Genomic DNA, 26623 nt, shown 5'->3' with positions numbered 1-26623 from the left:
TCAACCCGCCAGCTGACAACCCACCGGCTGACAGCTCACCAGGTCTTACCCGCCTGCTCCCGGATCGTGCGATTGATCCGGTTGAAGAAGTTGGTCACCGCGATCTCCAGGATGATCGCGCCCAGTTGCTCCTCCGTGAATTGATCAGCGACCGAGTCCCAGATCTCGTCGGTCACGCCCGGCGCGCCGTCCTGGATCCGGGTGGCAGCCTCGGTCAGCTCCAGCGCCGCCCTCTCCTCATCGGTGAAGAAAGGTGTCTCGCGCCACGCCACCACGTTGTGCAGCCGCTCCTCGGTCTCCCCGGCCTTCCTCGCAGCCTCGATCGAGGCGAAGACGCACGGGCTGCAACCGTTGATCTGACTGCCCCGCAGGTGAATCAGCGACAGCAGGCGCTGGTCCACGCCCCCGGCGTGAATCGCCTTGTAGAGGTGCTGTATCGCGGTGGCCAGATCGGGGTTCATCGCGCTCTTCATACGTGCTTCCATCGGTCCCGCTCCTTCATTGGTTACCTGCGCCCGTCCGGGCTCGTCATCACCCATGACGGAGCGGATCCGAGGAAGGTAACAACATGCCCCACACCCCAACCACGAACACCACGAACACCACACCCACAGACACCACACCCACGAACCCGATGGCCGAGGCGTTCGAGTCCCAGCGCAGACGGCTGCTCGCGGTCGCCTATCGCGTGCTCGGATCGCACGCTGATGCCGAGGATGTGGTCCAGGAGGCGTGGCTGCGTCTCTCCCGCCAGGACTCGGCGGCCATCGACAACCTCGGCGGCTGGTTGACCACCGTGGTCGGCCGGATCAGTCTCGACGTCCTGCGATCGCGCCGGGCCCGCCCCGAGGCGTCGTACGACGACCAGCTACCCGAGCTCGTCGTGACGATCGACGACGGTCCGGCTCCCGAGGAGGATGCGGTCCTCGCCGACTCCGTGGGGCTCGCGCTCCTGGTCGTCCTCGACTCCCTCGGGCCGAGCGAGCGGCTGGCGTTCGTCCTGCACGACCTGTTCGCGGTGCCGTTCGACGAGATCGGCACGATCCTCGGCAAATCCACCGCCGCAGCCAAGATGCTCGCAAGCCGTGCCCGTAGGAAAGTGCAGGCGACCGAGCGGCCCGCAGGGGTCGGGCAGGAGCAGCGCAAAGTGGTCCAAGCCTTCCTGGAAGCCGCCCGCCTCGGTGAATTCGAGGGACTGTTGCGGGTTCTCGACCCCGAGGTGAGGCTGACCGTCGACACCCCTGCCGGTAGGGTCGTCGTCCTCGGGGCCACCGAAGTGGCTGCGGGCGCGAAGCTGGCCTCCGGCGCAGCCACGCTGGGGCGAGCGGCCATCGTCAATGGGCTGCCGGGGGTCATCTCCTGGCACGAGAACGGCACCCCACTGTCGGTCCTCGCGTTCGATGTCGTCGACGGCCGGATCGCCGCCATCACGGCCGTGGTCGATCCGGCCAAGCTCGCGCTGATGGACCTTCCAGCAGCGGCGGCATGAGCGACGGTACTGGTACTGGCGGACAGGGACGTGATGCCGTGACAGACGCTGAGCGGCAAGATGATCCGGCACACCTGGCGAACCTCCTGGTACAGGCGGCAGGTGACGGCGACGCCGAGCTGGTGAAACAAGTACTCGGGACGAGCCTTGTCGATGCGGACGCGCAGAGCAACGAGCGGCGTACAGGGCTCGATCAGGCGGTGCGTCGGGGGCACGGCCGTGTCGTGAGCGTCCTCATCGAGGCCGGTGCGGATCCGGGGCAGCAGGTGGGGGCGTATCGCGAGACCACACCGCTGTGTCTGGCGGCGGCCCATGGGCACACCTCAGTGGTCGAGGCTCTCCTCGATGCCGGTGTTCACCCCGATACCCGGAACAGGATGGGGCACCTGCCGTTGGTCCTGGCGGCCACGGTCGGCCAAGAGGGTCACATGTCTACCGTGGACCTGCTGCTGGACCGTGGCGCCGACATCGACGCGGAGATGAAGGGCCGGACCGCCCTCGACTGGGCGGCCGGGTTCGGACAAGGGCGTATGGTGCGGCATCTGCTCAGCCGCGCCGCCGCCCATTCCACGGCCGTGTCCGTCGCACGTGTCACACCCTGTCCCCTCACACCCTGCTTCTGAGACTGATGAGGCTCTCGCTGCTGCCCCTGAGCGAGGTCGCCGCCGTAGCGCTCCTGCCCTGCGTGGGCACCGCCGGGCCGTTGTCCGACCCGTCGCTGCCTTCCTGCGGCCTCGGCCTCCGAGTACGGTAGGCGGCCCGGTACGCGGCGGGCGAGGAGCCGAGCTGGCTGCGGAAGTGCCCGCGCAGCGCCACCGCCGAGCGGAAGCCGCAGCGTCCCGCGATGTCGTCCACCGGATACTCCGAAGTCTCCAGGAGCCGCTGGGCCTGGAGCACCCGCTGGGTGATCAGCCATTGCAGCGGCGCACTGCCGGTCAGCGAGCGGAACCTGCGGTCGAAGGTGCGCCTGCTCATGTACGCGCGCGCGGCCAGGGTCTCCACGTCGAACTGCTCATGCAGGTGTTCCAGGGCCCACGCGACGACCTCGGCGAGCGGGTCCGCGCCGATCTCCTCGGGCAGCGATCGGTCGAGATAGCGCTCCGGCCCGCCGGAGCGGCGCGGCGGCACCACCAGGCGACGAGCCAGGGCTCCCGCCGCCTCGTTGCCGTGGTCGGAGCGCACGATGTGCAGACACAGGTCGATGTCTGCCGCCGTGCCCGCCGAAGTCAGTACGTCGCCGTCGTCCACGAAGAGTTCGCGCGGGTCGATGTGTGCCGACGGATAGCGCTTGGCCAACGTCGGCGCGTACATCCAGTGCGTGGTGGCCGGCCGCCCGTCCAGCAGCCCGGCGGCCGCCAGCACGAAGGCCCCAGTGCACAGGCCGACGATGCGCGCCCCTTCTTCGTGCGCGCGCCGCAGGGCGTCCAGTGCCTCCTTCGGCGGGGGCGAGGTGATGGACCGCCAGGCGGGCACCACCACGGTTCCGGCCCGCGCAATGGCCTCCAGGCCGTAGGGGGCGCTGAGTTCGAGCCCGCCGGTGCTGCGCAGCGGGCCCTCTTCGCCCGCGCACACCAGCAGGCGGTACCGGGGGACCCCCGCGTCCTCACGGTCAATTCCGAACACGGAGAGCGGAATCGAGCTCTCGAAAATGGGACCGCCGCTGAACAGCAGCACGGCGACGACCTCCCGTCGACGTCGCCCGGCGAGCCTCCGTACGCCTTCCGACGCGGCCGAAGGCCCCAACCGGCCACCCGACCGGCCGCCCGCCCAGTCACCCGGCCGATCATGCGTCTGGTCTTGCGGCCGCTCGTACGATCGGTCGTGCGGCCGAGGGCCAGGACCCGGGCCAGGGCCAGGACCCGGGCCAGGAACATGACCCAAGCGCGCCCGGATCCGCTCCAGACCCGCCTCGCTGTCAAAGGTCTCTTCGAGCGCCTGCCCCACCGCACCTTCGGTGGCCTCAAGTGCCCTGGTCAAAGTCTCGTCGCCGGTCACATCCGGTTCATCACGCATCGCTCGTCTCCCCGCTCACGACAGCCAGCCGACTGCGGGCCTGGTGAATCAGGTTGCGTACTGTGCTGCTGGTGACTCCCATGTCTTGGGCCGCCTCGTCGGTCGAACATCCCGCGATGTGCACGAGGACCAGAGCCTGCCGCTGACGCTCCGAGAGCTCTCCGATGGCTTCCAGGAGGTTACGGAACGTCTCTCTCACCGCCACTTGGTCCTCGACCGGCATCGCACCGCCGTCCCGGTCCGTCTCCTCCCCCAGTGGGACCGTCTCGACCCCGCGTCGATATACCGACATCGCGTGCCGGACCGCGGTCTTGACGAGCCAGCCCTGCCAGTTCCTGATCTCCTCTGCTCCTGGCTTGCGCAGGTGTTCCCCCGCTTGCACGAAAGCATGCTGGCAACCTTCCCAGCCGTCGTGGCTGTTCCCCGCGGCAGCCACAGTCGCTTTACGGAGCACCACTTTGCCGTACCTCCGGAAGAGGGTCTCGACCCGCACTACACACGCGTCGCTCCACCCGTCCGAGTAGTCGTCCGAGTACCCGTCAGCAGCAGGCGGTCGCTCACCGGTATCGCTCGTCACCGACACCAGCCCTTCCGGCCGCGGGGACGGTGATCTCCCACTCGCTCATCGCCCTCCCCTGAGCATCCTGCGTTCTGAAACGGACCCGCGTCCCGCCGGGTGACAGGCGCAGCACGGCAACGACCGCAGCCCAACGGGCCCGCTCCCGCACTCGGTACGCAAGCGCGGCCGCCATCGTGCCCAGGACCGGCACGTACGTGAGGGCCATCAGCCACACATTGTCACCCACGGCGCTCGACTCCTCCATCGTCGACGACAACTCCTTCTGCCCGATAGAGAGTTGAGAGCCCCGAAACGTCTAGGAACCCGAGCCGACACCTAATCCGTACCCGCATCCGTACCCGCTCAGCCCGCCCGGGACGCGAGGCCAAGTGGCGCGCGCCGTCACCACGGCTCGTCATCACGGCTCGTCATCACGGCTCAACCAGAAGCTGCCAGAACCAGCCAGGCCTAGTCATACGACCGACCACAAGCCTGCGTGACGCGGGGCGGAATCATCCAGCTTTTCGATCAGCCATAGGGCGGGCCCGACCAGGCCGACACGACCGGTGAAATGTCCGCTCTGGAATGAAAAGTGGCCTGCGTGCTCCAGGTAATTTCGACCCACACCCCATCCGGTGAAATGAGTCACATCGTCCGTTCAGGCTCACAGAGGCGGCTTGAAGCTCATTCCCGTTCCGCCCAAAGCGAGTTGGGTCTATTCGATCAAAGGCGCCGGGGTCGGCTCGATTGCCCGGAACCACTTCGGCACATTCCTCCTCACAATTTTGGCCTTGTTCCGTTCTGACTTTCTCGTCTAACGTCACCGCCAATCCGGATGGAACGCCGAATCCTGCCGCTGTCCGGAAACCCACTCAACCACTCACTCACTTACGCACGGCAGGAGCGGGGAACCCAGGTAAGCCGCCGATCCGGATTCCGGAACGGCTCGGGGTGAAGTCGCCATATCGGTGCGACCGGACATCTCCCGTCCGAACCCGACAGCTCACCTCGCAGGCGACGGAGAGGAATTCGTCATGCCTGCAAAGGGAAAGCACCGCCGCCCCAAGTCCAACTCGCTCAGCCGGGGCATCGCCGCCGCAGGCGCGGGCGGGACGGTGCTCGTCCTCCCGGTGCTCGGCGCGACCACCGCCGACGCGGCGCAGGCCGACTCGGCCGCCAAGCCCGCCGCGGCCCCCGCGACCTACGTGGTCGCCGCAGGCGACTCCCTCTCCAGGATCGCCCAGGAGCACTCCCTGACCGGCGGCTGGAAGAAGCTGTACCAGGACAACCGCGGCGTCCTCGGCGGCGACCCGAGACTGATCCACCCGGGCCTCAAGCTCACCCTCGGCCAGACGGGCGCGGCCGAGCCCGCCCAGAAGCCGACCGCCTCCAACGCGTCCGCCGAGCGGGCGGACCGCTCCGAGCGCCAGGACGACCTCGCCGCCGAGCCCGCCGCTCCCCCGGCGCAGAAGTCCTACACGGACGACCTCGACGGATGGATCAACGAATCGCTCGACATCCTGGCCCAGCACGGCATCCCGGGCTCGTACGAGGGCATCCACCGCAACATCATGCGCGAGTCCTCAGGCAACCCCCTGGCCACCAACGACTGGGACTCCAACGCTGCCGCCGGGACCCCTTCCAAGGGGCTCCTGCAAGTCATCGGCCCCACCTTCGCCGCCTACCACGTGCCCGGCACGTCGACGGACAGCTTCGACCCGGTCGCCAACATCACCGCCGCCTGCAACTACGCGGCCGACCGGTACGGCTCGATCGACAACGTGGACGGACCGTACTGACCTCCCGCTCTCCTGCGGCGAGGTGTGCGGCGCGGCGTGCGGCGCCGCACCGGTCAGGCCACCGGTGCGAAGGCCGTGATCGCCCCGACGAGGTCGGCCGGAGCCTCCAGCGGGATCAGATGACCCGTGTTCGGGATCACCGTGAACTCGGCCCCGAAGAGGTAGGGCAGCAGATTGGCGAGGAGCACGTCGACGGGCTCGACGCGGTCCCTCTCTCCGGCGACGACGAGGTCGGGGACGCCGATCATGCGGGTGTGCTCGGTGATGTCCTCCGCGATGCCGCGCAGCGTCCACTCCGTCCGGGCGGCATCGGTGCGAGTACGCGAATCGGTCGAGACCCGCGCCTTGATCGATTCGGGTAGTTCGGTCGCGGTGGGGATGTCGTCCCGCGCGCCGGCGACGGAGTCGTCGGAGTCGTAGGCGTGGGAAAGGCCCTCCGGGTACGCGGGAGTGATCCCCTCGGCGGGCTTCGCAGGACCGGAGCCGACGAGGACGATCCCGCGGAGGCGGGCGAGCCGGGTCGCCGCGGTCAGCTGCGCGACCTTGCCGCCCATGGAGTGTCCGACGAGTAAGTAGTCGCTGATGCCCAACGTCGGCGATCACGGCGAGTGTGTCGTCCGTGAGCCTGCGGAGCGTGTACGGACCGGGCAGCCCGGCTGAGCGGCTCCACCCGCGAAAGTCGACAGTGAGTACGTCGCGGCCTCTGCCGAGGCATCGGCGTGACTGGCCACCCTACGGTGGAAACCGGACACGTGACCGCGATCCGGCAGACGATCTATCAGCCCGTCGGGCGCGGTGCCGCCGCTGTCGAGACGAGGACGTTCGGCCGCCTTCGCGAACTGAACGACGACGGCACGCGACGCGCCGACTTCCACGTCCTGGCCATCGTCGACGTCGGCCACAGCTCCGTCACGGTGGCCTTCCTCTGCCACCCCTTCAAGGAGCGGACCGTGGTCTGAGTCGCTCCAGGCGCGGTGCACCAATGGGACGACATCGCCGATGTGGCCGGGCACGTCATGCTGTTCGTCCCGACCGCGCCCGTCACCCACTCCGCCCGAGAACTCGCCGCGGCCCCCGACCTGCTGACGCGGTGGAGCATCGGCGACGCCGACCGGCCGTTCGTCGACACCGCGCGGAACCATCTCCTCCTAGAAGCACCCCCCACCCGGAGACGCGTCGACGGAGTCGACGGAACTGCCCGAGATTCTGCTCTCCGCACTCATCGCCCGGCTCCGACCGCCGTCGTCGCACGGTGCGGCTTTCCCGCGTCCAACTTTTCGGTGTCCTTCCGAAAGGCGACAGGCATGCGGCCGGGCGCTGGCAGACAGCGGAGGTCACGCGGCGTTCCCCTCGTTCGGCGGGATTTCCCCAACTGTAAGAACTCCACTAACCGCAGAAACCGGGAACCGGCAACCAGCAACCAGGGAACCTCAAGAAACTACACGTTGCCCCTTACCAACGCCCCGTCAGAGCTATTCCCCCTCAAAGCACTTGCATTTCTACCGGCGGCCCGCGCGCCCACGCTCTCGAAGTGAACGCCCCCGCCCACCGGGCGCAACGTTTCTGCGGTGAATCGATTCCTCCACTCGGATCAGGCGCCGCCAGGCGTCCGGGACGTACCGCCGATGGCCGCCCAGCCTGGCTGAGTGATCAAGAACTTCATCCGTGGCTTCGCCGCGCTCAGCCTGTCCCTGACCCCTCTCCTCGCGCCGACACCGGCACCGGCACAGACCGCTCCCCCGTCCCTCCCCACGGCCGCTCCCACCGAGACCACCACACTGGCCGATGCCGTGCACCGCATCCCCGCCTCCGACGAGCGCCGCGAGGGCTATGCCCGCGCCGCGTTCAAGCACTGGAACGCCGGTGCGAAGAAGTCCGACGGCTGCAACACCCGCGCCGAGGTGCTGATCGCCGAGGCCAGCGAGGAGCCGTCCGTCGGCGCGGGCTGCAGGATCACGGGTGGTGAGTGGCTCTCGTACTACGACAACCAAGAGGTCGAAAACGCCCGCAAGCTCGCCATCGACCACATGGTTCCGCTCGCCGAGGCCTGGGACTCGGGCGCCTCCACGTGGAGCGCGCATCGCCGCGAGGCCTACGCCAACGATCTGGGCGCACCGGCGTCCCTGGTCGCCGTGACCACCCGTACCGCCCGGCACAAGGGCGACCGGGACCCCGCACAGTGGTTGCCGCCGCTGCCCTCCGCGCACTGTCGCTACCTCTCGGAGTGGGTGGCCACGAAGCTGCGCTGGGACCTGGCGGCGGACCCGACCGAACTCGACGCCATCGCCGTCTTCGCGTCCGGCCAGTGCAAGCGCACCGCGGTCACCTACACCGACGCCTCGTAAAGCCCCCCGCCCCCCGGCCCTCCCCCTCACTCCCCACCCCACCCCCGCCCTCACCCCCATCGTTCCGTTTGCCATGCCTAGGGGTCTTAGGTTTAACCTAGGGCCCCTAGGCACCCCAGGGCGATGTGGAGGGCACATGGTGCGGGCAGGACTGACCGCGGAGCGCGTGACGATTGCGGGCGCCGATCTTGCGGACGAGGTGGGGCTCGACCAAATCACCATGTCGCAGGTGGCACGGCGGCTGGGCGTGAAGGACGCGAGCCTTTACACGCACGTTCGCGGTCTGGAAGATCTGCGTGGGCGGATCGCGTTGCTCGCCGCGGACGAGAAGACCATCCGTATCGCGGAGGCGACCGCCGGGCGGTCGGGCAGAGACGCGCTGGTCGCCTTCGCGAACGCGTGGCGGGAGTACGCCCACCGGCATCCGGGCCGCTACATGGCGACGCAGACCCCGATCCAGATCGACCCCGAGCTGGCCGCGAACGCGCCCGGCCCCCGGCGCGCGGCCGAGCTCACGTACGGCATGCTGCGCGGCTACGGACTGGCCGAGCCGGACCTGACCGACGCGGTCCGATTGCTGCGCAGCACGTTCCACGGGTTCGTCGCCCTGGAGGCCGCGGGCGGATTCGCACACCAGCGTTCGCCCCAGCAGTCCTGGGTGCGCGCCCTCGACGCCCTGCACGCCCTCCTGGAGCACTGGCCCCCGTCCCGAGAAGGAGACTCCTCATGACCGGCACCACCGACATACCCGCAATGGCCGCCCCGTCCATCGGCAGCCTGCGCGTGAACGGCGCGACCTTGCACTACGAAGTGCGCGGCCAGGGCCCCCTCCTGCTGCTGATCCCCGGAGGGACCGGCGGCGCGGCTTCCTTCGACGCCGTCGCCAACGGCCTCGCCGCCGAGTACACGGTCGCCACCTATGACCCGCGCGGGATGTCGCGCAGCACGCTGGACGACCCCGAGGCCGAGCAGAGCGTCGCCGAGCACGCCGACGACGCGTTGCGCGTCCTGGAGCTCCTGTCACCCGGTGAGCCCGCCCGGGTCTTCGGTGCCAGTTCGGGCGCGATCGCCGCCCTGCATCTGCTCACCGCCCATCCCGAACGTATAGAGCGCGTCGTGGCGCACGAGCCACCGGTGGTCATGGTCCTGCCGGACGCCTCCGACCATCGCGCACTCATCGGGCGCGTAAAGGAGACGTTCCGAACGCAGGGACTCATGGCGGCAATGGCCGTGTTCGCCGCGGGCCTGAAGAAGGACGACGACGACACCACCACCAAGCCGGAGCCGACGGCGGAGAACGAGGCCGGGACCGAAGCCGAAGCAAAAGCAGAAGCAGAAGCCGGGGCTGCCCTTCCGCCCCAGGCGGCGGCCAGGGCCGAGAGCACGATGGCCAACTTGCCGTTCTTCGTCGGGCGCATTGTTCCCGGCTTCATGTCCCACGCCCCGGACCTCGACCGGCTGGAGGCGCTCTCGGATCAACTCGTGCTCGCCGTCGGCGAGGAATCTGATGGCGAACTCCCTTGCCGTGCGACGGCGTTCGTGGCCGAGCGGCTCGGCGTGGAACTCCTGCAGTTCCCCGGCGGCCACGTCGGCCTGACCACGCATCCCGCCGAGTTCGGCGAGCTCCTGCGCAAGGCGTTCCGCGCTTAGACCCGAGGTCCTGTGGAGACACGAGGTCCTCCGAAGACCTTCACCACCGGTTCGTCCGGGTCATACGCGGCCCAGCCAGGATCGCCGTTACGAGCGAACGCGACCCAGGCTCCGTGCATCGCCTCGGCAAGACCCGCCGGTGCCGCGTCCGGGCCCAGCAGGCCGCTGTCGCCGTGGAGCCACGGTTCGTCGGCGAGGTCGAACACGTAGGGCAGTTCCACCGTGTGCGCGGCGCCCAACCTGCCGTCGAGGGCTGTCGAGCGATGCGCGAACGAGTAGACGTACGTCCTTCGCCCCGACAGCCGCGCGTGCGCCCCCGCCATCCGGGTACTGCCGACGCCGAACAGTGCTTCGCCGAGCAGTGCCGAGCGCAGCTCACCGGGTGTGGCGTCTGGGCGTGCGGTCCTACGTGCCTCGACCGCGGCGGCCGGCTCGGCGTATCCCGCTTCGGCAAGCGCGAGTACGTCGGCTTCGGTGGAGGACTCCAGCCGGTCCTGCGGCACGAGGTACAGGTTCCCCTCCTCGGTGTTGGTGCCGATGAGCACGGAGACCTCGGCCGCAGGTCCTTCGGCCAGCGCTTCGGCGGGCTGGACGGGCAGGACCAGACTGAACGGGCTCAGCCCGAGCAGCGGATCCCGGGCGGTGGCGGTGCGCAGATCGAGCCCTGCCAACTCCGGCATGACGCCGAGGAAGTCCTCGTCGGGGATCTCGGCGAACTGCTCGGCGGTCGCCCGGACGCCGAGCACTTCGGCTGTCCTCGCGGTCACCCGCTGGGCCTGCTCCGGGGTGAAGGCACCGGTGCCGCTGCCGCTTTGGATGATCGCACGGCGGAACAGGCCGTCGGCCTCCGGTGTCGCGAGCAGCGCGCCGGTGATCGTCGCGCCCGCCGACTGTCCGAGGACGGTGACGTTGCCGGGGTCACCGCCGAAGGCAGAGACGGTGTCCCGCACCCAGCGCAGCGCGGCCAGCACGTCGAGCAGTCCGCGGTTCGGCGGCGCTCCGGCGAGGTCGAGGAAGCCGGGGATGCCGAGCCGGTAGTTCACCGTCACCAGGACGACGCCGTCGCGGGCGAAGGCCTTCCCGTCGTACAGCGCGGCGCGCGTGGAGCCGGTGACGAATCCACCGCCGTGTATGAAGACCATGACCGGACGCTTCTCGTCGTCTGCGGCCGGGGTGCGGACGTCGACGGTCAGATACTCGTCACCGGGCACCCACCCCGGTCCGAAGTAGGGGGACATGTCGAGGCGGCCGAAGGCGCGGGTCGGTTGTGGTGCCGTCGGCGAGGGCCGCGTGGCGTTTCTGACGCCGGGCCAGCCGGGGTGAGGAACCGGTGGGGCGAAGCGTCGAGCGCCTTGCGGGGTCGTCGCGTACGGGATGGCTCGGTACAGCTCGCCGGACTGGTCGCGCAGACCGCGCAGGGCGCCGGACGACGTCACGACCACCGGGTTTGAGTGCTGGCGCACGGAATCCTTCCTTCTCGTTCTTCTCGTTCCATCTGGATCCGGTTTCGGTTTCGGTTCCGGTTCTGGTTCTGGTTCTGGTTCTGGTTCTGGTTTCGGGCTGTCCGGTATCCGGTCTCGGCGGTTCACGCGAGGCGGGAGAACCCCGCCCACTCTCTGATCGCGAACTTCGCGCCGTCCCTCTCCACTTCTGCCGCGCCGTGGCCGCCCAGGTGCGCGGGGAAGAGCAGGGCGTTGCTCTCCGCCGCGCGGCCGAGCAACTTGTGCCGCGTCGCCCGTGCCTGCGCCGGGTCCTCGCAGAAGCACGAATTGGTGTCCGGCTCCATGATCTGCAACGCGGTGTGCACCAGGTCTCCGACGAAGAGGGCACGGTCGCCGGCCGACTCCAGCGTCAGCACGGACGAACCCGGGGTGTGACCGGGCGCGAGGTCCAGCCGCAGGTTCCTGTCGATCCGATAGGAGTCGTCCCACAGTTCGGTGAGGCCGGCCTGGTGCACCGGTGCGACGCTGTCCTCGAACACGTTCTGGTTGCCGCGGCCGAGGAGCGGTTCGTGTCCGTTGGCCGGGTTCCAGAAGTCGAAGTCCCGCCGGGGCATGAGGTAGGTGGCATTCGGAAAGGTCGGCACCCAGGTGCGCCCGTCGAGATATGTGTTCCAGCCGACGTGGTCGATGTGCAGGTGGGTGTTGACCACGATGTCGACGTCTTCGGGCCGTACGCCGGCGGTCGCGAGGTTGTCGAGGTAGTCGGTGTCGAGGCGGTTCCAGACCGGTGCGTACGGCCGGTCCTTGTGGTTGCCCGCGCCGGTGTCGATGAGGATCGTGCGTCCTTCGCTGCGCAGCAGCCAGGACTGGATCGCCGAGCTGCACTCGTCCGTGGCGGGGTCCCAGAAGTCCGGTGCGAGTACGGGACGGTGCTGCTCCCAAGCTCCCTCGGGGCTGTCCGGGAAGAAGGTCGCGGGGGCCATTCCGACCGGGCCGTAGTACTCCTTGACGCGGGTGACGGTGACATCACCCAGGACGATCTGTTCCATGGTCTTCCTCAATGTCGGAGGCCACGAGCCTGCTGGCGGTCGTCCGGGCCCACCAGCCCCGCCGTGTCCTACCCCTCGCAGGGTGTGGCTGCGGCCCCCCGTCGCGCTGCACACTGCACACATGAACGGACCCGGCCCACTGGGCGACTTCCTGCAGGCACGCCGAGCCCAGCTCCGGCCGGAGGACGTCGGGCTGCCCGCCTTCGGCCCCCGAAGGGTGGCCGGGCTCCGCCGGGAGGAACTGGCACAGCTGGCGGGTGTGAGCGCCTCCTACTACACCCGGCTCGAACAGGGCCTGTCCCGAGGCGCCTCGGCCGAGGTGCTCGACGCCATCGGGCGGGCCCTGCAACTCGGCGACCACGAGCGCGCGCACCTCGCACGGCTCGCGGATGCCGCACGCCGTACGACCCGGGCCCGCCGCCCGCGGCCGGAGCAGGTCGCTGACGAGACGTGGGACCTCCTGCGTGCGCTGGACGGTGTTCCGGCGCTGGTCCTCGGCCGGCGGACCGATGTGCTCGCCTGGAACGGTCTGGGCCACGGGCTGCTCGCCGGACACCTGGATCCGCTCGCTCCGCAGGACCCGGCTCGCCGCCCGAACATGAGCCGGATCCTGTTCCTCGACCCGCACTGCCGTGAGCTGTACCGGGACTGGCATCGCAAGGCCCGCGCGGTCGTGGGAAACCTACGGACGGCAGTGGGGCGGCACCCGGACGATCCGCTCCTCGCAGAGCTGATCGGCGAGTTGACGATGAAGAGCCCGGAGTTCGTCGCACTCTGGCGAGATCACCGCGTGTCGCCCTGCGACGCGGCGTCCTACGAGCTGCACCATCCGGCTGTGGGGCCGCTGACGGTGACACAACAAACTCTGGCCCTCGTACGTTCGCCGGAGCAGGTCATCGTGGTGTGCACGACGCCCGCCGGGTCCTCATCGGAGGCCGCTCTCGCCCTGCTGCGCGAGCTCGCCGGGCCGGTCAGTCCACCGCCTTTGCCAGCAGGGGCGGTTGACGGCCCACGTATGGTGGAGAGGAATCGCATCAACGCCCGCCCCGGGCTGTGAGCCGGGCGGCCGAACGGGGGAAGAAAGGTGCGTGCCCGATGACCATCGGGCTCCTCTCCACGATTGTCGCCGTGTTCTACGGGGGCACGGTCTCGATCCTTGCTCTGACTGCCACCTTTGCTCGGCGCCGCACGCTGCGGAGTGAAGCGCGCAGCACTCTCGCCGTCCTGATGCCGGGGAGGACGGTGGAATCGCAGCAAGTGGACCGCGCGGTGTGAGCTCAAGCGGCTGGGCGGTGCCCCAACGGGCGCCGCCCAGCACCACCGGCCGCCAAGCCCCGTGCGCCGCACGCGGTTCTGGCGGCTCATGCCGCTCTTGCGCCGAGATCGGAATGGCGGTCCAATGCTGAAGATGACCACTGTGGGTGGACGCGACTCAGCAGGTGCCGAGGTCGGGGCTCGGGAGTATCCGAATCCGTTGGAGGAGTTGACTCTCGGGCAACTCCGTCGGCGCACCAGCATGAAGTGGCGCACACATCCGGCGGATGTCCTGCCGTTGTGGGTGGCGGAGATGGACGTCCCTCTCGCTCCCGCGGTCGCCGACGCGCTCCGCGAAGCCATTGCGGCAGGTGACACCGGGTATCCAGCCGGAACCGAGTTCGCCGAGTCGCTGGCCGCCTTCGCCGCACGGCGGTGGAACTGGGCCGGGGTGGACGTCGACCGTGTCGCCCTCATCCCGGACGTGATGATCGGCGCGGTCCAGATGCTGCGGCTCGTCACTCACCCGGGAGACCCGGTGATCGTCAACTCCCCCGTGTACGCGCCCTTTTACGCCTTCATCGCCCACGACGACCGCCGGGTCGTCGAAGCACCGCTCGGCCAGGACCTGCGGATCGCTCCGGAGACGTTGGAGGAGACGTTCCGGCGTGCCCGGAAAGCGAACGGCACGGGCAGGATCGCCTACCTTCTCAGCAATCCCCACAACCCGACCGGCACGGTGCACACGTATGAGGAGCTCGCCGTCGTGGCGGAACTCGCCCGACGGTACGGGGTCCGGGTCGTCGCCGACGAGATCCACGCCCCGCTCGTACTGCCGGGCGCACAGTTCACGCCCTACCTGACCGTGCCCGGGGCGGAGAACGCCTTCTCGCTCATGTCGGCGACCAAGGGCTGGAACCTCGCGGGGATCAAGGCGGCGCTCGCCGTCGCCGGGCCCGAGGCAGCCGCTGATCTGCGCCGGATGCCCGAGGAGGTCCACCATGGCGCCAGCCATCTCGGCGTCATCGCCCATACGGCGGCCTTCCGCCACGGGGACGAGTGGCTCGACGCTCTGCTGGCGGGGCTCGACGCCAACCGCGCACTGCTCGGTCGACTCGTCGCCGAACACCTTCCCGGGGTCAATTACACCAGGCCCGAGGGCACCTTCCTGGCCTGGCTCGACTGCCGGCCCCTCGGCGTCATCCCGGAGGCGGAGGAAGACGCCACGGGTCCGGCGATCGTGACCGACCTGGCCGGCCCCTCCCGACTGTTCCTCGAGCACGCCAGGGTGGCCCTTTCCTCGGGCCACATCTTCGGCACGGGCGGCGCGGGACACGTCCGCCTGAACTTCGCCACGTCCCGGTCCGTCCTCACCGAGGCGATCACCCGGATGGGGCGCGCCGCCGCACTCCACGCACGCTGAACTACCGCGAGCCTGCCAATGTCATGGAGTGCGGAACCCGCGGAAGGTCACATGCTTGCGGGTTTCGAAGCCGAGCCGTTCGTAGAGTGCGATCGCTGCGGTGTTCTTCTCGGCCACGTGGAGGAAGGGGCGCACGCCCCGGGACATGACGCGGGTGACCAGCTCACTGACCAGGTGGGCGGCGTAGCCTCGGCCCCGCGCTTCGGGGGCGGTGCAGACGGCGCTGATCTCGGTCCAGCCCGGCGGCTTGAGCCGTTCGCCCGCCATCGCCACCAACGCGCCGTTCTCGCGAATGCCGAGATACGTACCCAGTTCGTGGGTGCGCGGCCAGAACGGTCCTGGCTGGGTCCGCTCGACGAGGGCGAGCACCTCGGGCACGCTCTCCGGGTCCAGTTCAACCACCTTGCCGTCCGACTCCGCGCCGAGCTCACCGGGCTCACCGGCCCGGCGGGCGCCCGGCCAGATCATCTGGCGGCCCTCGAGGACGAAGACCGGGTCCCAGCCCGGCGGCGGGGACGCCGGGCAGCTGAACATGTCGGCGAACTGGTCCGGGCCGCCGAGCAGTTGAGCCAGCTCCGCCCACTCCGCCGCGTCCGCGTCGGCGGACACCGAGGAGAAGGTCGCGACTCCCGGCAGGTAGGTGACGGCCCGGCCGACTCGGCGGGCGAGGTGCGCGTGCGGTCCGCGGAGGGACTCGCCCACGGGGTCGTCGAGCGCGACGACGTCGCGGTCCTCCATGTTTGTTGTGCCTTTCGTGCCGTGCGCGGGCAGTCGACCGGCACGGGACATCCCACACCGACGACCCATGTGGGACAGGGCGGCTCGGCCACGGCCAGCTTGCCCACGCAGTCTAATCGGACCATGGAAATCCTCTCCAGGGCCTCAGCTGGTCCGGGACAGTCCCGGGCCAGTATCGAGTGGATCTCGTCCGTGGCCGTATCGATTCTCCAGCGGTGGGCCCGCTCCCGGCGGCGTCCTCAGCGTCAACCGGCGAACGACGCAATACCCCGGAAGCGTGCACCCGCCCGATCGAACGAGTTTGAGCAACCGTCCTCCAGCGCCCGCGCGACCAATCCGCATTAATAGAACGCGGGTTCACAGAGCGTCCCTCGATCGGGCCGTGACGGCCCCGGATGAGCCGCGTTCTTAGAGCACTAGTGCCACTTCACCGCCCAGATGGAGGACAACATGTGCCCTGCCGCCGCCCCCACGCATCGACCCCCTGGATTCGAACGGCGACCACGGACCAGCGCGCACAGCGTTGACGGCTCGATCGGCTCAGTACGACCGGATACGGGGTGGGTGGCATGAGCGAGCACGCCGATGCATCACCCGACAGCGTTCCGGGACCGCGCCCCGCCCCGCCCCGGTCTTCCAACGCTACGACGCCCCCGGCCTCCCCCGGCACACCCCATACACCCGGCGCACCCGGCACACCTGTCGAGCCACCCGCTGCCCCCGGATCCGGTACCTCGGAGCCACACATGCGGTTCGTCGACCTGACCGGCAGCCGTGAGGCGGCCGGACGGTCGATCCGGATGCGTGACATGGCCAAGCGCCTGCCGCAGTTGGTGCGCCGCTCGTTGGCCCTCGCCTGGCGCGTCGACCGACGGGCGACCGCCGGGCTCCTGCTGTGCCAGGCCGCGGCCGGCGTGATGCAGGCGCTGGGCCTTGTCGCCATCAGCGGCACCCTGACCGCGCTGCTGTCCAGCGGGGACGTCTACCACCGGCTCCTTGAGGCGTGGCCGTCCGTGGCTCTTCTGGCGTGCGCCTCCGGAGTCCGCGCCCTCTTGGGGATCACCGTCAGCTGGCTGTCCTCCCGGCTGAGCCCCCTGATGTCGCGCGAGGCCGAACAGATGCTGCTCACAGCCTGCGCCGAGGTCGAGCTGTGCGCCTACGACGAGCCCGACTTCAACCGCGACCGCGATGCGGCCGACCGCGGGGCCGAGGTCACCGGGGACCTGATCGACGAAGGCCAGGACCTGATCGCCTCGGGAGCCTCATTCCTCGCCGGGGCGGTCGTGCTGGCCGGGGTGCACTGGGTACTCCTGCCGCTCCTGGTGGCGGCCAGCCTTCCGCAGGCACTGGCCCAGATCAGTGCCGCCCGCGTGCGCTATCTCGCGAACATGCGCAGCAACGGCGACCGGCGCATGCTCTCGGTGCTGCGCTGGCACATCTACACCAAGGATGCTGCCGACCAGATCCGCGCGGGCACGATGGCCGGATTCCTCTCGGGCCGCTACCGCCAGACGGTTTCCCGGATCAACCGCGAGGACCGGGCCGCCGCCGACAAGGGCGCGCGCATGTCCCTGGTCGGCGCCCTGTGCGGAGGTGCCGGGTCGGCGGTCGTCTGGGGCGCGGTCGTGACCCTGCTGGCCACCGACCGCATCACCGTCGGGCACGCCGGGACGGCCGTCTTCGCGCTCCAGGCCGTGGGCCAGTCGGTCCGTGGGCTGGTCAGCGTGGGGGCACGAACGATCCGCACGGGGCTGTACATGGACGACTGGAGCGGCTTCCTGGACAAGGCCGGCGGGTTCCGCATGTGTCGGGGTCCAGGCCGCCCCGGGCCCCCGAGGAAGATCGAGATCAAGTCGGTCTCCCACCGCTACGCGGGTAAGCACAGCAACGCCCTGTCCGACGTCTCGCTCACCTTGCGCCGTGGCGAGGTCACCGCGCTGGTCGGCTTCAACGGTTCGGGGAAATCGACGTTGTCGAAGCTGGTCAGCGGGCTGTATTTGCCCACGGACGGGCAGGTGTTGTGGGACGGCACACCCACTGACGGGGCCGATCCCCAAGAGCTGTGGCAACAGGTGGCCCTGGTGCCGCAGGAGTACGCGCGCTGGCCGCTCACCGTGCGCGAGAACGTGACGCAGGGGCAGCCGACGGCCCGGGGTGACGCGGCGGTACGGGAAGCGTGCGAGGCAGCCGATGCCGACGAGGTCGTGGACAGGCTCGGCTCGGGCCTGGACACACTCCTCGCCCGCGAGTGGCTCAGCGGCGAGGAACTGAGCGGCGGTCAGTGGCAGCGGATCGCCCTCGCGAGGGCGTTCTTCCGCGAGGCCGGGCTGCTGGTGCTCGACGAGCCGACCGCGAACCTCGACCCACGTGCCGAGTACCGGATCTTCCGGCGCCTGCGCGATCTTGCCCGGGACCGGATGGTGCTCCTGGTCACCCACCGGATCACCAACGTCGGTGTCGCCGACCGGATCGTGGTACTCGACGAGGGCAGGATCGTGCAGGAAGGCACCTACCAGGAACTCGCCCAACAGCCCGGCCTGTTCCAGCAGTTGCTGTCCTACCAGGTCAGCTCCGAGCCGGACGGGCAGAAGCACACGACACGTACATGAGCCTCACACGTTGCCGCCCCCGCCTCGCGAGCGCGAGCCGGGGGCGGGGTGCGGGACCAGAACCGGTCAGTTCACGGCGTCGTGCAGCGTTTCGACCGCGGAGGACGCGACCTGCTGGACCACGCCGGACTTCTCTCCGACCAGAACGTCGTTGGACTGGCTCAAGCCCTGATTGAGGGTGCTGCCCAGCGGGGGGTTCGCCTCGGTCGCGAAGGCGGGCGCCGCGAGCGCGACAGGTACGACAGGTGCGACAGCGAGCGAGACGGCGATGAGAACACGCTTCATGGAATTCATACGCTGCAAACGATCACGCCTCCGCGCCGTCACGCCTCCGCGCCGTCACGCGCCGCACGCTCTCATCCGTGTCAGCCGATCGTCCGCCGATCGTCCGGCGATCGGAAACAGGGTGCGGTCCACCGGTGCGTGGTGTGCGATGGGACGTATGGCGATTGTTTTGAACGTGCCGGGAGTCGACGGGCTGGGTGCGGCTGTGGACGCGCTGCGGGAGTGGCAGTACGACGGGGCGCCGATGCAGCTGCACCCCGGAGACCTGGGGTGGTTCTGGCGGTCAGGTCCGCGGGCGACTGCCGAGGCGGTCAGGACGTGGAGCCGGAACGGACAGCTGCTCGCTGTCGGGCTGTTGGACGGCCCCAGGCTGTTGCGGCTGACGTTCGCGCCGGACGCACAGCGGGACGAGGAGCTGGCGAGGCGGTGGGTCGAGGACGTGACCGAGCCGGAGCGCGGTGTGCTGCCCTCGGGGGTGGTCAACATCGAGGTGCCGTTGGGTGCGCTGGTCCAGGATCTGCTGCGCGAGTCCGGCTGGGGCGCCGACGAGCCGTGGACTCCGCTGCGCCGCGACCTCACGGCGCCGGTGGAGGGCCCGGGCGTGCGGGTCGAGGAGGTCGGGCCTGAGCAGGCACATCTGTTTGCTGCCGTGCATCGGGGGGCGTTCGACGGGTCCAGGTGTACGGACGCGCACTGGCACGCGATGGCGGCCGGGTTGCCGTACGCCGGTGCCCGGTGCCTGGTCGCGTACGACGGGCGCGGGAACGCGGTGGCGGCTGTGACGGTGTGGTCGGCCGGCCCGGGGAAGCCCGGGTTGCTCGAACCGATGGGTGTGCACCGGGACCATCGCCGTCACGGCCACGGAAAGGCGATCACTCTCGCTGCGGCGGCCGCTCTCCAGGAGCTGGGCTCGTCGAGTGCGATGGTCTGTACCCCGAGCTCCAATGTCGGCGCCGTCGCCACCTACGAGTCGGCGGGCTTCCGGCAACTCCCCGTAGTCCGGGACCACTTCCGGGACGCCTGACACCTCAGGACGTGCGCGCCGCCGGGCAGAACGGGATGCCTGCTACGCTGCGAGTGACCTGAACGATTTGATCGAGGAGTCGCAGACGTGGCGGGTGAAGACGACATCTCCGGATGAGATCCGGATGTGACAGGCCATCGGACGGCGCCGCAAGCGCCCGGTTTCCGTGGCCTCCTTCGTCGTACCCCCTCTCCCCCGCTGCCCAGGGCAGAGCTCTGTCTGCCCTCACTTCATCGAGGTCACCTCCATGTCCGATGCCGCCATCCTGTGCTCGAACCTCTCCTTCGCCTGGCCCGATGACACCCCGGTCTTCCACGACCTGTCCTTCACCGTGGCCCCCGGCCGTACGGGCCTGGTCGCCCCCAACGGCTCCGGCAAGAGCACCCTGCTCAAGCTGATCGCCGGTGAACTGCCGCCCGCCACCGGCTCGGTGTCCGTCAACGGCACGCTCGGCTACCTCCCGCAGAGCCTTCCCCTGACCGGCGACCTCACGGTCGGCGAGGTACTGGGTGTCGCCGCGGTGATCCGCGCGCTGGACGCCGTCGAGTCCGGTGACGTCAGCGAGGAACACTTCGCGACCATCGGCGACGACTGGGACATCGAGGAGCGCACCCGTGCCCAGCTCGACCGTCTCGGCCTGACCGGTCTCGCCCTCGACCGCACCCTGAGCACGCTCAGCGGCGGCCAGGTCGTCTCCCTGGGCCTCGCCGCCCAGCTGCTCAAGCGCCCCGACGTACTGCTGCTCGACGAGCCGACCAACAACCTCGACCTGAGGGCCCGGCACCAGCTCTACGACGTCCTCTCGGACTTCACCGGCTGCCTGCTCCTCGTCAGCCACGACCGCGCGCTGCTCGACCGCATGGAACGCGTCGCCGAACTCGGCAGCGACGAACTACGCCTGTACGGCGGCAACTTCACCGATTACGAGGAAGCCGTGCGCGCCGAGCAGGAGGTCGCCGAGAAGAACATCCGCAACGCCGAGCAGGAGCTGAAGCGCGAGAAGCGTGAGATGCAACAGGCCCGCGAGCGCGCCGAGCGACGGCAGAGCAACGCCGCACGCAACCTCAAGAGCGCCGGTCTGCCCCGCATCTTCGCCGGCAACATGAAGCGCGGCGCGCAGGAGTCGGCGGGCCGGGCGGGGCAGATGCACGCGACCCGGGTCAGCGAGGCCAAGGCCCGGCTCGACGAGGCCGGTCGCGCGCTGCGCGAGGAGCAGCGCATCACCCTCGAACTGCCCGACACGCAGGTGCCCGCCGGGCGCAACCTCTTCCTCGGCGAGGGGCTGCAGGTCCACCACGCCGGGCGGGCCGTGTTCGCCGAAGGAGGCGTCGACCTGACCGTCCGCGGCCCCGAGCGCATCGCGCTGACCGGACCCAATGGCGCGGGCAAGACGACCCTGCTGCGTCTGATCACCGGCGACCTCGCTCCGGACAGCGGCGAGACCAAGCGCAACGACGGCCGGATCGCCTATCTCTCGCAGCGACTCGACCTCCTGAACCTGGAGCGCACCGTGGCGGAGAACTTCGCCGCGTTCGCCCCCGAGCGGCCCGAGGCCGAGCGGATGAACCTGCTCGCCCGCTTCCACTTCCGCGGCGCGCGAGCACATCTTCCCGTGGAGGTGCTCTCCGGCGGCGAGCGGCTGCGCGCCACCCTGGCCTGCGTCCTGTGCGCCGAACCGGCCCCACAACTGCTTCTGCTCGACGAGCCGACCAACAACCTCGACCTGGTCAGCGCGGGTCAGTTGGAGAGCGCGCTCAACTCGTATCAGGGGGCCTTCGTGGTGATCAGCCACGACGAGCGCTTCCTCGCCGGTGTCGGAGTCGACCGCTGGCTGCGGCTGGCCGAGGGGACGCTCAAGGAGACCGGGGCTCCCGAGGTGTGAGCCCCGGTGTGTGCTGTGGCCCGCGCCGAGGCGGTGTGCCCGGCGGGCCGACCACCGACCACGTTGGACGGATTCCTGTGCCCCAACCCCAGCCCCCATCTCAGCCCCAACCCCCACCCCGCCCTCTCTCCCAGCCCCGTCGCCCTCCGCAGCCCGCGCTGGTCGCCCACGATCTCGTACGCAACCTCGACGGCCGACGTGTCCTCGACGGCGTTTCCCTGACCGCCTCCCCCGGCCACCGCATCGGTCTGATCGGAGAGAACGGCGTCGGCAAGTCCACCCTGCTGCGGGTCCTCGCCGGCGTCGACCGGCCCGATGCGGGAAGCGTCACACACCCCGATGACCTCGGCTTTCTGCACCAGGAGATGCCCTTCGCCCCCGATTCGACCATCGCCACGGTGCTGGACGGGGCGCTCCGCGAAGCCCGCGAAGACCTCGCGGAGCTCGAACGGCTCGGCGACGAACTCGCCCGCGTCCCGGAGGACGCCCTTGGCCACCAAGAGCTCCTCGCCACCTACGGAAGCCGCCTCGAACAAGCCCAGGACCGTGAGTCCTGGGACGCCGACCGCCGTGCGGCCCTGGTCCTCGACGGACTCGGCCTTGGCGCACTCGGGCACGAGCGCACGCTCGGCTCACTGTCCGGCGGGCAGCGCGGCCGGCTCGCGCTGGCCGCGCTGCTCGTCCGGCGGCCGTCGGCGCTGCTCCTCGACGAGCCGACCAACCACCTCGACGACGAGGCTGCCGGTTTCCTGGAGCACGAGCTCCGCGAGCTGCCGGGCACCGTGGTGGCCGCCAGCCACGACCGGGCCTTCCTCGACGCCGTCTGCACCGACGTGGTCGACCTCGACCCCGCGGTGGACGGGCCCGTCCGTTACGGCGGCAACTACAGCGCCTACTTGGGCGAGAAGCGCGCCGAACGGACTCGCTGGGAGCGGAGGTACGTCGAGGAGCAGGAGGAACTGGCGGACCTGCGCCGCTCGGCGGGCGTGACCGCGCACCGGGTGGCGCCCGACCGGGGACCGCGCGACAACGAGAAGATGGGCTACGGGCACCGGGCGGGCCGGGTGCAGAGCCAGATCTCGCGACGCGTCCGCAATGCCACGCGACGCCTGGAGGAGTTGGAGCGCGCCCAGGTCACCGAGCCGCCGCGCCCGCTGCGGTTCGCGGCGGGCGCGTTGGCCGCAGCGGTGGAGGAGGAGAGCCCGGAGCCCCTGATCTCGCTGCGGGACGTGCGCGTGCCGGGGCGACTCGCGTCGGCCGACCTGGAGGTCACGCCGAGCGACCGGCTGCTGGTCACGGGCGACAACGGGGCGGGCAAGTCGACGCTGCTCGCCGTGCTCGCCGGACGCATGGTCGCCGAGGGCGAGGTGTGGAGGCGGCACCGTCTGACGGTGGGGATGCTGGCCCAGGACACCGTGTTCGACCACCCCGACCGCACGGCTCGGGACACGTATGCGTTGTCGCTGGGCCCGGTGCGGGCCGAGGAGATGCCGCTGATCGCGCTCGGTCTGATGTCTGTGGGGGATCTGGACAAACCCGTCGGGCGGCTGTCCGTGGGGCAGCGCCGACGGCTCGCGCTGGCCCTGCTGGTGGCGCGCCCGCCCCAGCTGTTGCTGCTCGACGAGCCCACCAACCACCTCTCCCCGCGCCTCTGCGACGAACTGGAGGAGGCTCTGGGGACCGGACCGGGCGCGATCGTCCTCGCGAGCCACGACCGCTGGCTCCGCCGCCGGTGGCAAGGCCGTGAGCTGCGGCTGAAACGAGGAGAGGGGTAGGAGCCCGATCCGGTGCCGCAGTCCCGTGCCGAAGCCGTGCTCACATGTATGTCGGATACCGACCCCGCACAGTGGCACGTTCGTGCAGACGCAGCAGGCTCACACGTTCGATGAACTCCTCGGTGTTGACATGCGTCTGCACGAGCCTCCTCGACGTAGGTACCATGCGCAGCGACATGCGTGCGGCAGCATGCGTGGAGCAACACTTTCTCAAGGGAGTGAACGGTTGTGAGCAGCCAGTCAGCCGCGAAGCTCCGATCGCGGTACGTCGAACAGGTCGCGTCGGATCTGGAAAAGAACCGCAGGCGTCAGGAGGAGCTCGCGCAGCGGATCGACCTGCTGAAGCAGGAGGAGACGCTGCTGACGGACATCCTCAACCTCGCCGAGCGGTACGAGGGTCTCGCGGATGCCTCGCGGCTGCCGGAGCAGGCGCAGGAGCGGGCGCAGGAGCGGGCGCAGGAGGAGCAGGCGCAGGAGGAGCAGCCGCCTGTCGCGAAGGGGAAGCCCACAGCCGCCAAGAAGCCCACAGCCGCGAAGGCGAAGGGTGCGGCGCAGAAAAAGGCTGTGGCGAACGCTGTGGCGAAGGAAAAGGCGGGCCGGCCGCTGCTCGGGGATCTGTTGCTGCATCTCCTCGCCGGTCACGACGAGCCTCGTTCCGCCAAGGAGCTCGGGGCCGAACTCCGGGAGAAGCACCCGAGCCGCAATCCGACGCCGCAGGTGGTGCGGAACACCCTCGAATCCCTGGTCGCCAAGGCCCGCATCCAGCGTCACAAGCAGCAGCGATCGGTCATGTACACCGTCGTCACATAACCTCCTCCCTGGGGGCCGGGTCCCACAACGGCCCCTGCATGTATCCAGCTTGAGGAGGCCAGGTGACGCTCGGACGGGGCATCGGAAGGAGCACGAGGCTGCTCGCGGGCGCCATGACCGCGGCCTGCGTGCTGGTGGTCGGCCCCAGCGCACCGAGCGACGCTTTCCACGCCGGCTCACCGCCCGCCGTGGCCGATCGGGACATCGTCCCGAACCGGGTCATGACGTGGAACATCTGCAATCCCTGCGGCGACAACAATGTCGGCCGGGCGGCGGAGATCGCCACGTACGCGCCCCAGGTCATCGGCCTGCAGGAAGCGTGTGTGCGTGACGTCGAGAGGATCCGGGAGTATCTGGAGACCTTTTACGGGCTGGAGTACCACGTCGAGTACGGCACGGTGCTCCGGAAATGGGGCCGCTGCGGGGGATGGCCGTGGCATCCGGGAGCCTTCGGCCAGGCGATCCTCTCCGCGTCACCGATGTCGGACCCTGAGAGCGTCGAATACCCCGACGGTGGATCCGAGGACCGCGGCTACGTGGCGGTCACCACCAGAGTGGGCGGCCGGACCGTCCGGGTCTTCAACACACACCTCGCCCAACGACAGCAGGAAGAGGTACGAGCGGGCCAGACGGGCGTGCTCGCCGCGGAGGTCGCCCGGCACGAACGCGCGATCGTTCTCGGCGACTTCAATTCCGTACCGGACGCCCCCGAACTCACCAAGATGTGGGCCTTGGCCGCGGACGCCGATCCGCAGTGCCATCCCTCGTCGACCGGCATCTGCGAACCGACCACCGACTGGCAGAGCAAGTTCGACTACATCTTCCTGAAAGACATCGCCCCGCTCGACCACGGTGTGCACCAGACGCGGTACTCGGACCACGACCTGCTGCGTGCGGACCTGAACCCGCAGACTTGAGCAGTCCGCTGCCGGTCCCTTTAACAGTTCCCTTGATGTTCTGTTAAAAGCTGCCGTTGTCATGGACCTTGTAGCAGGTACGGGCGCTGGGCCAGAGTTCAAGCCGCGGCCGGCCCCACGCCGGCTGCCAGGCAGAAGCCCGCAATTCGATGATACGCCCCCACCTGTTTCTCGTATTTCCCGAGGGTTTCTGCCTGCCACCCGGAAGGAATTGGTGTGCCCCTTTCTCGTAGATACAGATTCGCTGCCGTGGCCGTCCTGCTCTCGGCGTCCATGGCCGTGGGAACCCAGGTCACGGCGCAGGCGCAGGACTCCGCACCCGCTCCGCGCTACCAGCCGGAGATGGTGCGGGCGCTCGCCGCTTCGCTCGGTGTGAGCGAGAAGGACGCGGTCCAGCGGCTGGACCGGCAGGACGCCCAGCAGGCCAAGCTCGACCGGCTGACGAAGCGCGGAATATCCGGGGACGGCGCCTTCTTCGACGCCTCCGGCAAGCTGACCGTCAACGCCGATGACCGCTCCGATGCCGCTGTCATCGAGAAGGCCGGCCTCGATGCCCGGGTGCCTGCCCGCGGGCAGGCCGCGCTCGACAAGGTCAAGGCGCACCTCGACGCCGCGGCCACCCGGCGCGTGCCCGCCGGAGTCGTCGACTGGTCCGTGGACCTGGCTTCGGACAAGGTCACCGTCAAGGTCAACAGCGCCCGCGGAGCCGCCGCCCGGGCATTCCTGGCCAAGGCCGCGTCGTACGGTTCCGCCGTCAGAATCGTGCGCGGCCAGGAGAAGTCGGCGCCGCAGGCGGCGATCGCCCCGGGCAGCAAGATGACGATCAACGACACCTCCGGCTGGTGTTCCGTCGGATACGGCGCCCGCGACCGGTCAGGCAGGCAGTACCTCGTGACCGCCGGGCACTGCGTCGCCAACCTGCCCACCCTGCGCTTCGGCGGTGCCGCGTTCGCCAAGGGCGCCGACACCCGCTTCGCGGTCGGCACCAACAGCGTCGACATGGGCGTCGCCTCCATCAATTCCGGCCACTCGATCACGACCAAGGTCGGTACGTGGCGGCAGACCACCGACGTGGCGATCAACGGCAGCCGTCGCGCCGCGTCCGGAGCCGCGCTCTGCAAGTCCGGTGCGACCACCGGGTGGACGTGCGGCACGGTCGGTTCCTATGACGCCTCCGTCACCTACGTCGACCAGAACGGCGGCCCCGACACGGTCGTCACGGGTCTCGCCACCTCCAGTGTCTGCACCGAGGGCGGCGACAGCGGCGGCGCGTACATCTCCGGCAACCAGGCCCAGGGCATGACCTCCGGCGGGCCGCTCCGCCAGCAGTGCACCGGCGGTGTGAACTCCCGCGGTTCCTCCTACTTCCAGCCGCTCGACGACGCGCTCGCCTACTACGGGCTGACGCTCAACACCAACTGAGCCGTCTCACAGGGACGACCAGGGGCCGCCCACCGGCTAAGGTGGCGGCCCCTGGTCGCCTGTGTGGTCTGAAACCGTCGTTGAGCCGCCCTCGTCGGAGCGAGGGACCACCGGTCCGTGGACCGATGGCGCCTCCTG

Annotated in this window: 24 protein-coding genes, 2 pseudogenes and 1 riboswitch; of the genes and pseudogenes, 17 read left to right on the top strand and 9 right to left on the bottom strand. The window is 69.6% G+C overall.

Features of this window, described 5'->3' with window-relative positions; genetic code table 11:
• Positions 1-35: 35 nt before the first annotated feature.
• On the bottom strand, positions 36-485 hold the full coding sequence (locus ABZ953_RS34505) for a carboxymuconolactone decarboxylase family protein (protein WP_361732583.1): 450 nt from the start codon (positions 483-485) through the stop codon (positions 36-38).
• A 149-nt stretch (positions 486-634) separates the two neighbouring features.
• Here ABZ953_RS34505 and ABZ953_RS34500 point away from each other — a divergent pair, with 149 nt between their 5' ends.
• Together ABZ953_RS34500 and ABZ953_RS34495 are read left to right on the top strand one after the other, a co-directional pair.
• On the top strand, positions 635-1489 hold the full coding sequence (locus tag ABZ953_RS34500; RefSeq protein WP_361732623.1) for a sigma-70 family RNA polymerase sigma factor: 855 nt from the start codon (positions 635-637) through the stop codon (positions 1487-1489).
• Positions 1486-2112 (top strand): ankyrin repeat domain-containing protein, encoded by a 627-nt coding sequence (locus ABZ953_RS34495; RefSeq protein ID WP_361732581.1) that lies wholly within the window; start codon positions 1486-1488, stop codon positions 2110-2112. Before ABZ953_RS34500 ends, ABZ953_RS34495 begins: the two co-directional genes overlap by 4 nt.
• Here the strand turns inward: ABZ953_RS34495 and ABZ953_RS34490 are convergent.
• From ABZ953_RS34490 to ABZ953_RS34480, 3 genes are all read right to left on the bottom strand, one after another.
• A complete protein-coding gene (locus ABZ953_RS34490) occupies positions 2096-3232 on the bottom strand; it encodes a helix-turn-helix domain-containing protein (RefSeq protein ID WP_361732580.1) in 1137 nt (378 codons plus the stop codon). The genes ABZ953_RS34495 and ABZ953_RS34490 overlap by 17 nt on opposite strands.
• Before the next feature lie 262 nt (positions 3233-3494).
• A complete protein-coding gene (locus ABZ953_RS34485; RefSeq protein ID WP_361732579.1) occupies positions 3495-4079 on the bottom strand; it encodes a sigma-70 family RNA polymerase sigma factor in 585 nt (194 codons plus the stop codon).
• Positions 4060-4308: a hypothetical protein gene (locus ABZ953_RS34480; RefSeq protein ID WP_361732578.1), complete on the bottom strand. Its 249-nt coding sequence runs from the start codon at positions 4306-4308 to the stop codon at positions 4060-4062. Before ABZ953_RS34480 ends, ABZ953_RS34485 begins: the two co-directional genes overlap by 20 nt.
• A gap of 628 nt (positions 4309-4936) precedes the next feature.
• A riboswitch (cyclic di-AMP (ydaO/yuaA leader) is annotated at positions 4937-5091 on the top strand.
• A 4-nt stretch (positions 5092-5095) separates the two neighbouring features.
• Here ABZ953_RS34480 and ABZ953_RS34475 point away from each other — a divergent pair.
• Positions 5096-5860 (top strand): LysM peptidoglycan-binding domain-containing protein, encoded by a 765-nt coding sequence (locus ABZ953_RS34475; RefSeq protein ID WP_361732576.1) that lies wholly within the window; start codon positions 5096-5098, stop codon positions 5858-5860.
• Positions 5861-5913: 53 nt separating this feature from the next.
• Here the strand turns inward: ABZ953_RS34475 and ABZ953_RS34470 are convergent.
• Positions 5914-6562: pseudogene (locus ABZ953_RS34470) on the bottom strand (alpha/beta hydrolase); the annotation flags it as partial.
• An 11-nt stretch (positions 6563-6573) separates the two neighbouring features.
• Here ABZ953_RS34470 and ABZ953_RS34465 point away from each other — a divergent pair.
• The 4 genes and pseudogenes from ABZ953_RS34465 to ABZ953_RS34450 all read left to right on the top strand — a co-directional run.
• A pseudogene (locus ABZ953_RS34465) lies at positions 6574-7108 on the top strand (AraC family transcriptional regulator); the annotation flags it as partial.
• Positions 7109-7506: 398 nt separating this feature from the next.
• Positions 7507-8205, top strand: a complete 699-nt coding sequence (locus ABZ953_RS34460; RefSeq protein WP_361732574.1) for an HNH endonuclease family protein — start codon at positions 7507-7509, stop codon at positions 8203-8205.
• A gap of 136 nt (positions 8206-8341) precedes the next feature.
• Entirely contained in the window at positions 8342-8935 is a 594-nt protein-coding gene (locus ABZ953_RS34455; RefSeq protein WP_361732572.1) for a WHG domain-containing protein, read from the top strand.
• Between the two features lie 23 nt (positions 8936-8958).
• Positions 8959-9855: an alpha/beta hydrolase gene (locus ABZ953_RS34450; protein ID WP_361732621.1), complete on the top strand. Its 897-nt coding sequence runs from the start codon at positions 8959-8961 to the stop codon at positions 9853-9855.
• On the opposite strand, the gene ABZ953_RS34445 is transcribed toward ABZ953_RS34450, so the two are convergent.
• Positions 9852-11318 (bottom strand): carboxylesterase family protein, encoded by a 1467-nt coding sequence (locus ABZ953_RS34445; protein ID WP_361732570.1) that lies wholly within the window; start codon positions 11316-11318, stop codon positions 9852-9854. The two genes, ABZ953_RS34450 and ABZ953_RS34445, sit on opposite strands and share 4 nt — an antisense overlap.
• Positions 11319-11440: 122 nt before the next feature.
• The gene (locus tag ABZ953_RS34440) at positions 11441-12346 is read right to left on the bottom strand and encodes an MBL fold metallo-hydrolase (RefSeq protein WP_361732568.1); all 906 of its coding nucleotides are present in this window, start codon (positions 12344-12346) and stop codon (positions 11441-11443) included.
• A 121-nt stretch (positions 12347-12467) separates the two neighbouring features.
• On the opposite strand from ABZ953_RS34440, the gene ABZ953_RS34435 reads away from it, so the two are divergent.
• The 3 genes from ABZ953_RS34435 (at position 12468) to ABZ953_RS34425 (ending at position 15023) form a co-directional block, all read left to right on the top strand.
• Entirely contained in the window at positions 12468-13403 is a 936-nt protein-coding gene (locus ABZ953_RS34435; protein ID WP_361732566.1) for a helix-turn-helix transcriptional regulator, read from the top strand.
• Between the two features lie 38 nt (positions 13404-13441).
• Positions 13442-13621: a hypothetical protein gene (locus ABZ953_RS34430; protein ID WP_361732565.1), complete on the top strand. Its 180-nt coding sequence runs from the start codon at positions 13442-13444 to the stop codon at positions 13619-13621.
• Between the two features lie 133 nt (positions 13622-13754).
• The gene (locus ABZ953_RS34425; protein ID WP_361732563.1) at positions 13755-15023 is read left to right on the top strand and encodes a MalY/PatB family protein; all 1269 of its coding nucleotides are present in this window, start codon (positions 13755-13757) and stop codon (positions 15021-15023) included.
• Between the two features lie 21 nt (positions 15024-15044).
• Here ABZ953_RS34425 and ABZ953_RS34420 read toward each other — a convergent pair whose 3' ends face one another.
• Positions 15045-15761, bottom strand: coding sequence for a GNAT family N-acetyltransferase (locus ABZ953_RS34420; RefSeq protein ID WP_361732561.1), 717 nt, complete (start codon positions 15759-15761; stop codon positions 15045-15047).
• A gap of 746 nt (positions 15762-16507) precedes the next feature.
• Between ABZ953_RS34420 and ABZ953_RS34415 the strand changes: the two genes are divergently transcribed.
• Complete coding sequence (locus tag ABZ953_RS34415) at positions 16508-18370, top strand: ABC transporter ATP-binding protein (protein ID WP_361732559.1); 1863 nt, start codon at positions 16508-16510, stop codon at positions 18368-18370.
• 66 nt (positions 18371-18436) lie between these two features.
• On the opposite strand, the gene ABZ953_RS34410 is transcribed toward ABZ953_RS34415, so the two are convergent.
• The gene (locus ABZ953_RS34410) at positions 18437-18655 is read right to left on the bottom strand and encodes a hypothetical protein (protein WP_361732557.1); all 219 of its coding nucleotides are present in this window, start codon (positions 18653-18655) and stop codon (positions 18437-18439) included.
• Between the two features lie 157 nt (positions 18656-18812).
• On the opposite strand from ABZ953_RS34410, the gene ABZ953_RS34405 reads away from it, so the two are divergent.
• From ABZ953_RS34405 to ABZ953_RS34380, 6 genes are all read left to right on the top strand, one after another.
• Entirely contained in the window at positions 18813-19679 is an 867-nt protein-coding gene (locus tag ABZ953_RS34405) for a GNAT family N-acetyltransferase (RefSeq protein WP_361732555.1), read from the top strand.
• Positions 19680-19926: 247 nt separating this feature from the next.
• Positions 19927-21561: a ribosomal protection-like ABC-F family protein gene (gene abc-f / locus ABZ953_RS34400; RefSeq protein WP_361732553.1), complete on the top strand. Its 1635-nt coding sequence runs from the start codon at positions 19927-19929 to the stop codon at positions 21559-21561.
• A 158-nt stretch (positions 21562-21719) separates the two neighbouring features.
• Positions 21720-23336 carry an ABC-F family ATP-binding cassette domain-containing protein gene (locus tag ABZ953_RS34395; RefSeq protein WP_361732619.1) on the top strand — a complete coding sequence of 539 codons (1617 nt, stop codon included), beginning with the start codon at positions 21720-21722 and terminating at the stop codon, positions 23334-23336.
• A 228-nt stretch (positions 23337-23564) separates the two neighbouring features.
• Positions 23565-24146 (top strand): hypothetical protein, encoded by a 582-nt coding sequence (locus ABZ953_RS34390; RefSeq protein WP_361732551.1) that lies wholly within the window; start codon positions 23565-23567, stop codon positions 24144-24146.
• Between the two features lie 113 nt (positions 24147-24259).
• The gene (locus ABZ953_RS34385; RefSeq protein WP_361732617.1) at positions 24260-25063 is read left to right on the top strand and encodes an endonuclease/exonuclease/phosphatase family protein; all 804 of its coding nucleotides are present in this window, start codon (positions 24260-24262) and stop codon (positions 25061-25063) included.
• Positions 25064-25336: 273 nt separating this feature from the next.
• Positions 25337-26485: a S1 family peptidase gene (locus tag ABZ953_RS34380; RefSeq protein ID WP_361732615.1), complete on the top strand. Its 1149-nt coding sequence runs from the start codon at positions 25337-25339 to the stop codon at positions 26483-26485.
• Positions 26486-26623 lie beyond the last annotated feature (138 nt).

Source organism: Streptomyces sp. NPDC046465 (assembly GCF_040646035.1).
In the GTDB taxonomy this organism is placed as follows: Bacteria; Actinomycetota; Actinomycetes; order Streptomycetales; family Streptomycetaceae; genus Streptomyces.
This window is presented reverse-complemented; position numbering and strand designations above follow the sequence as displayed.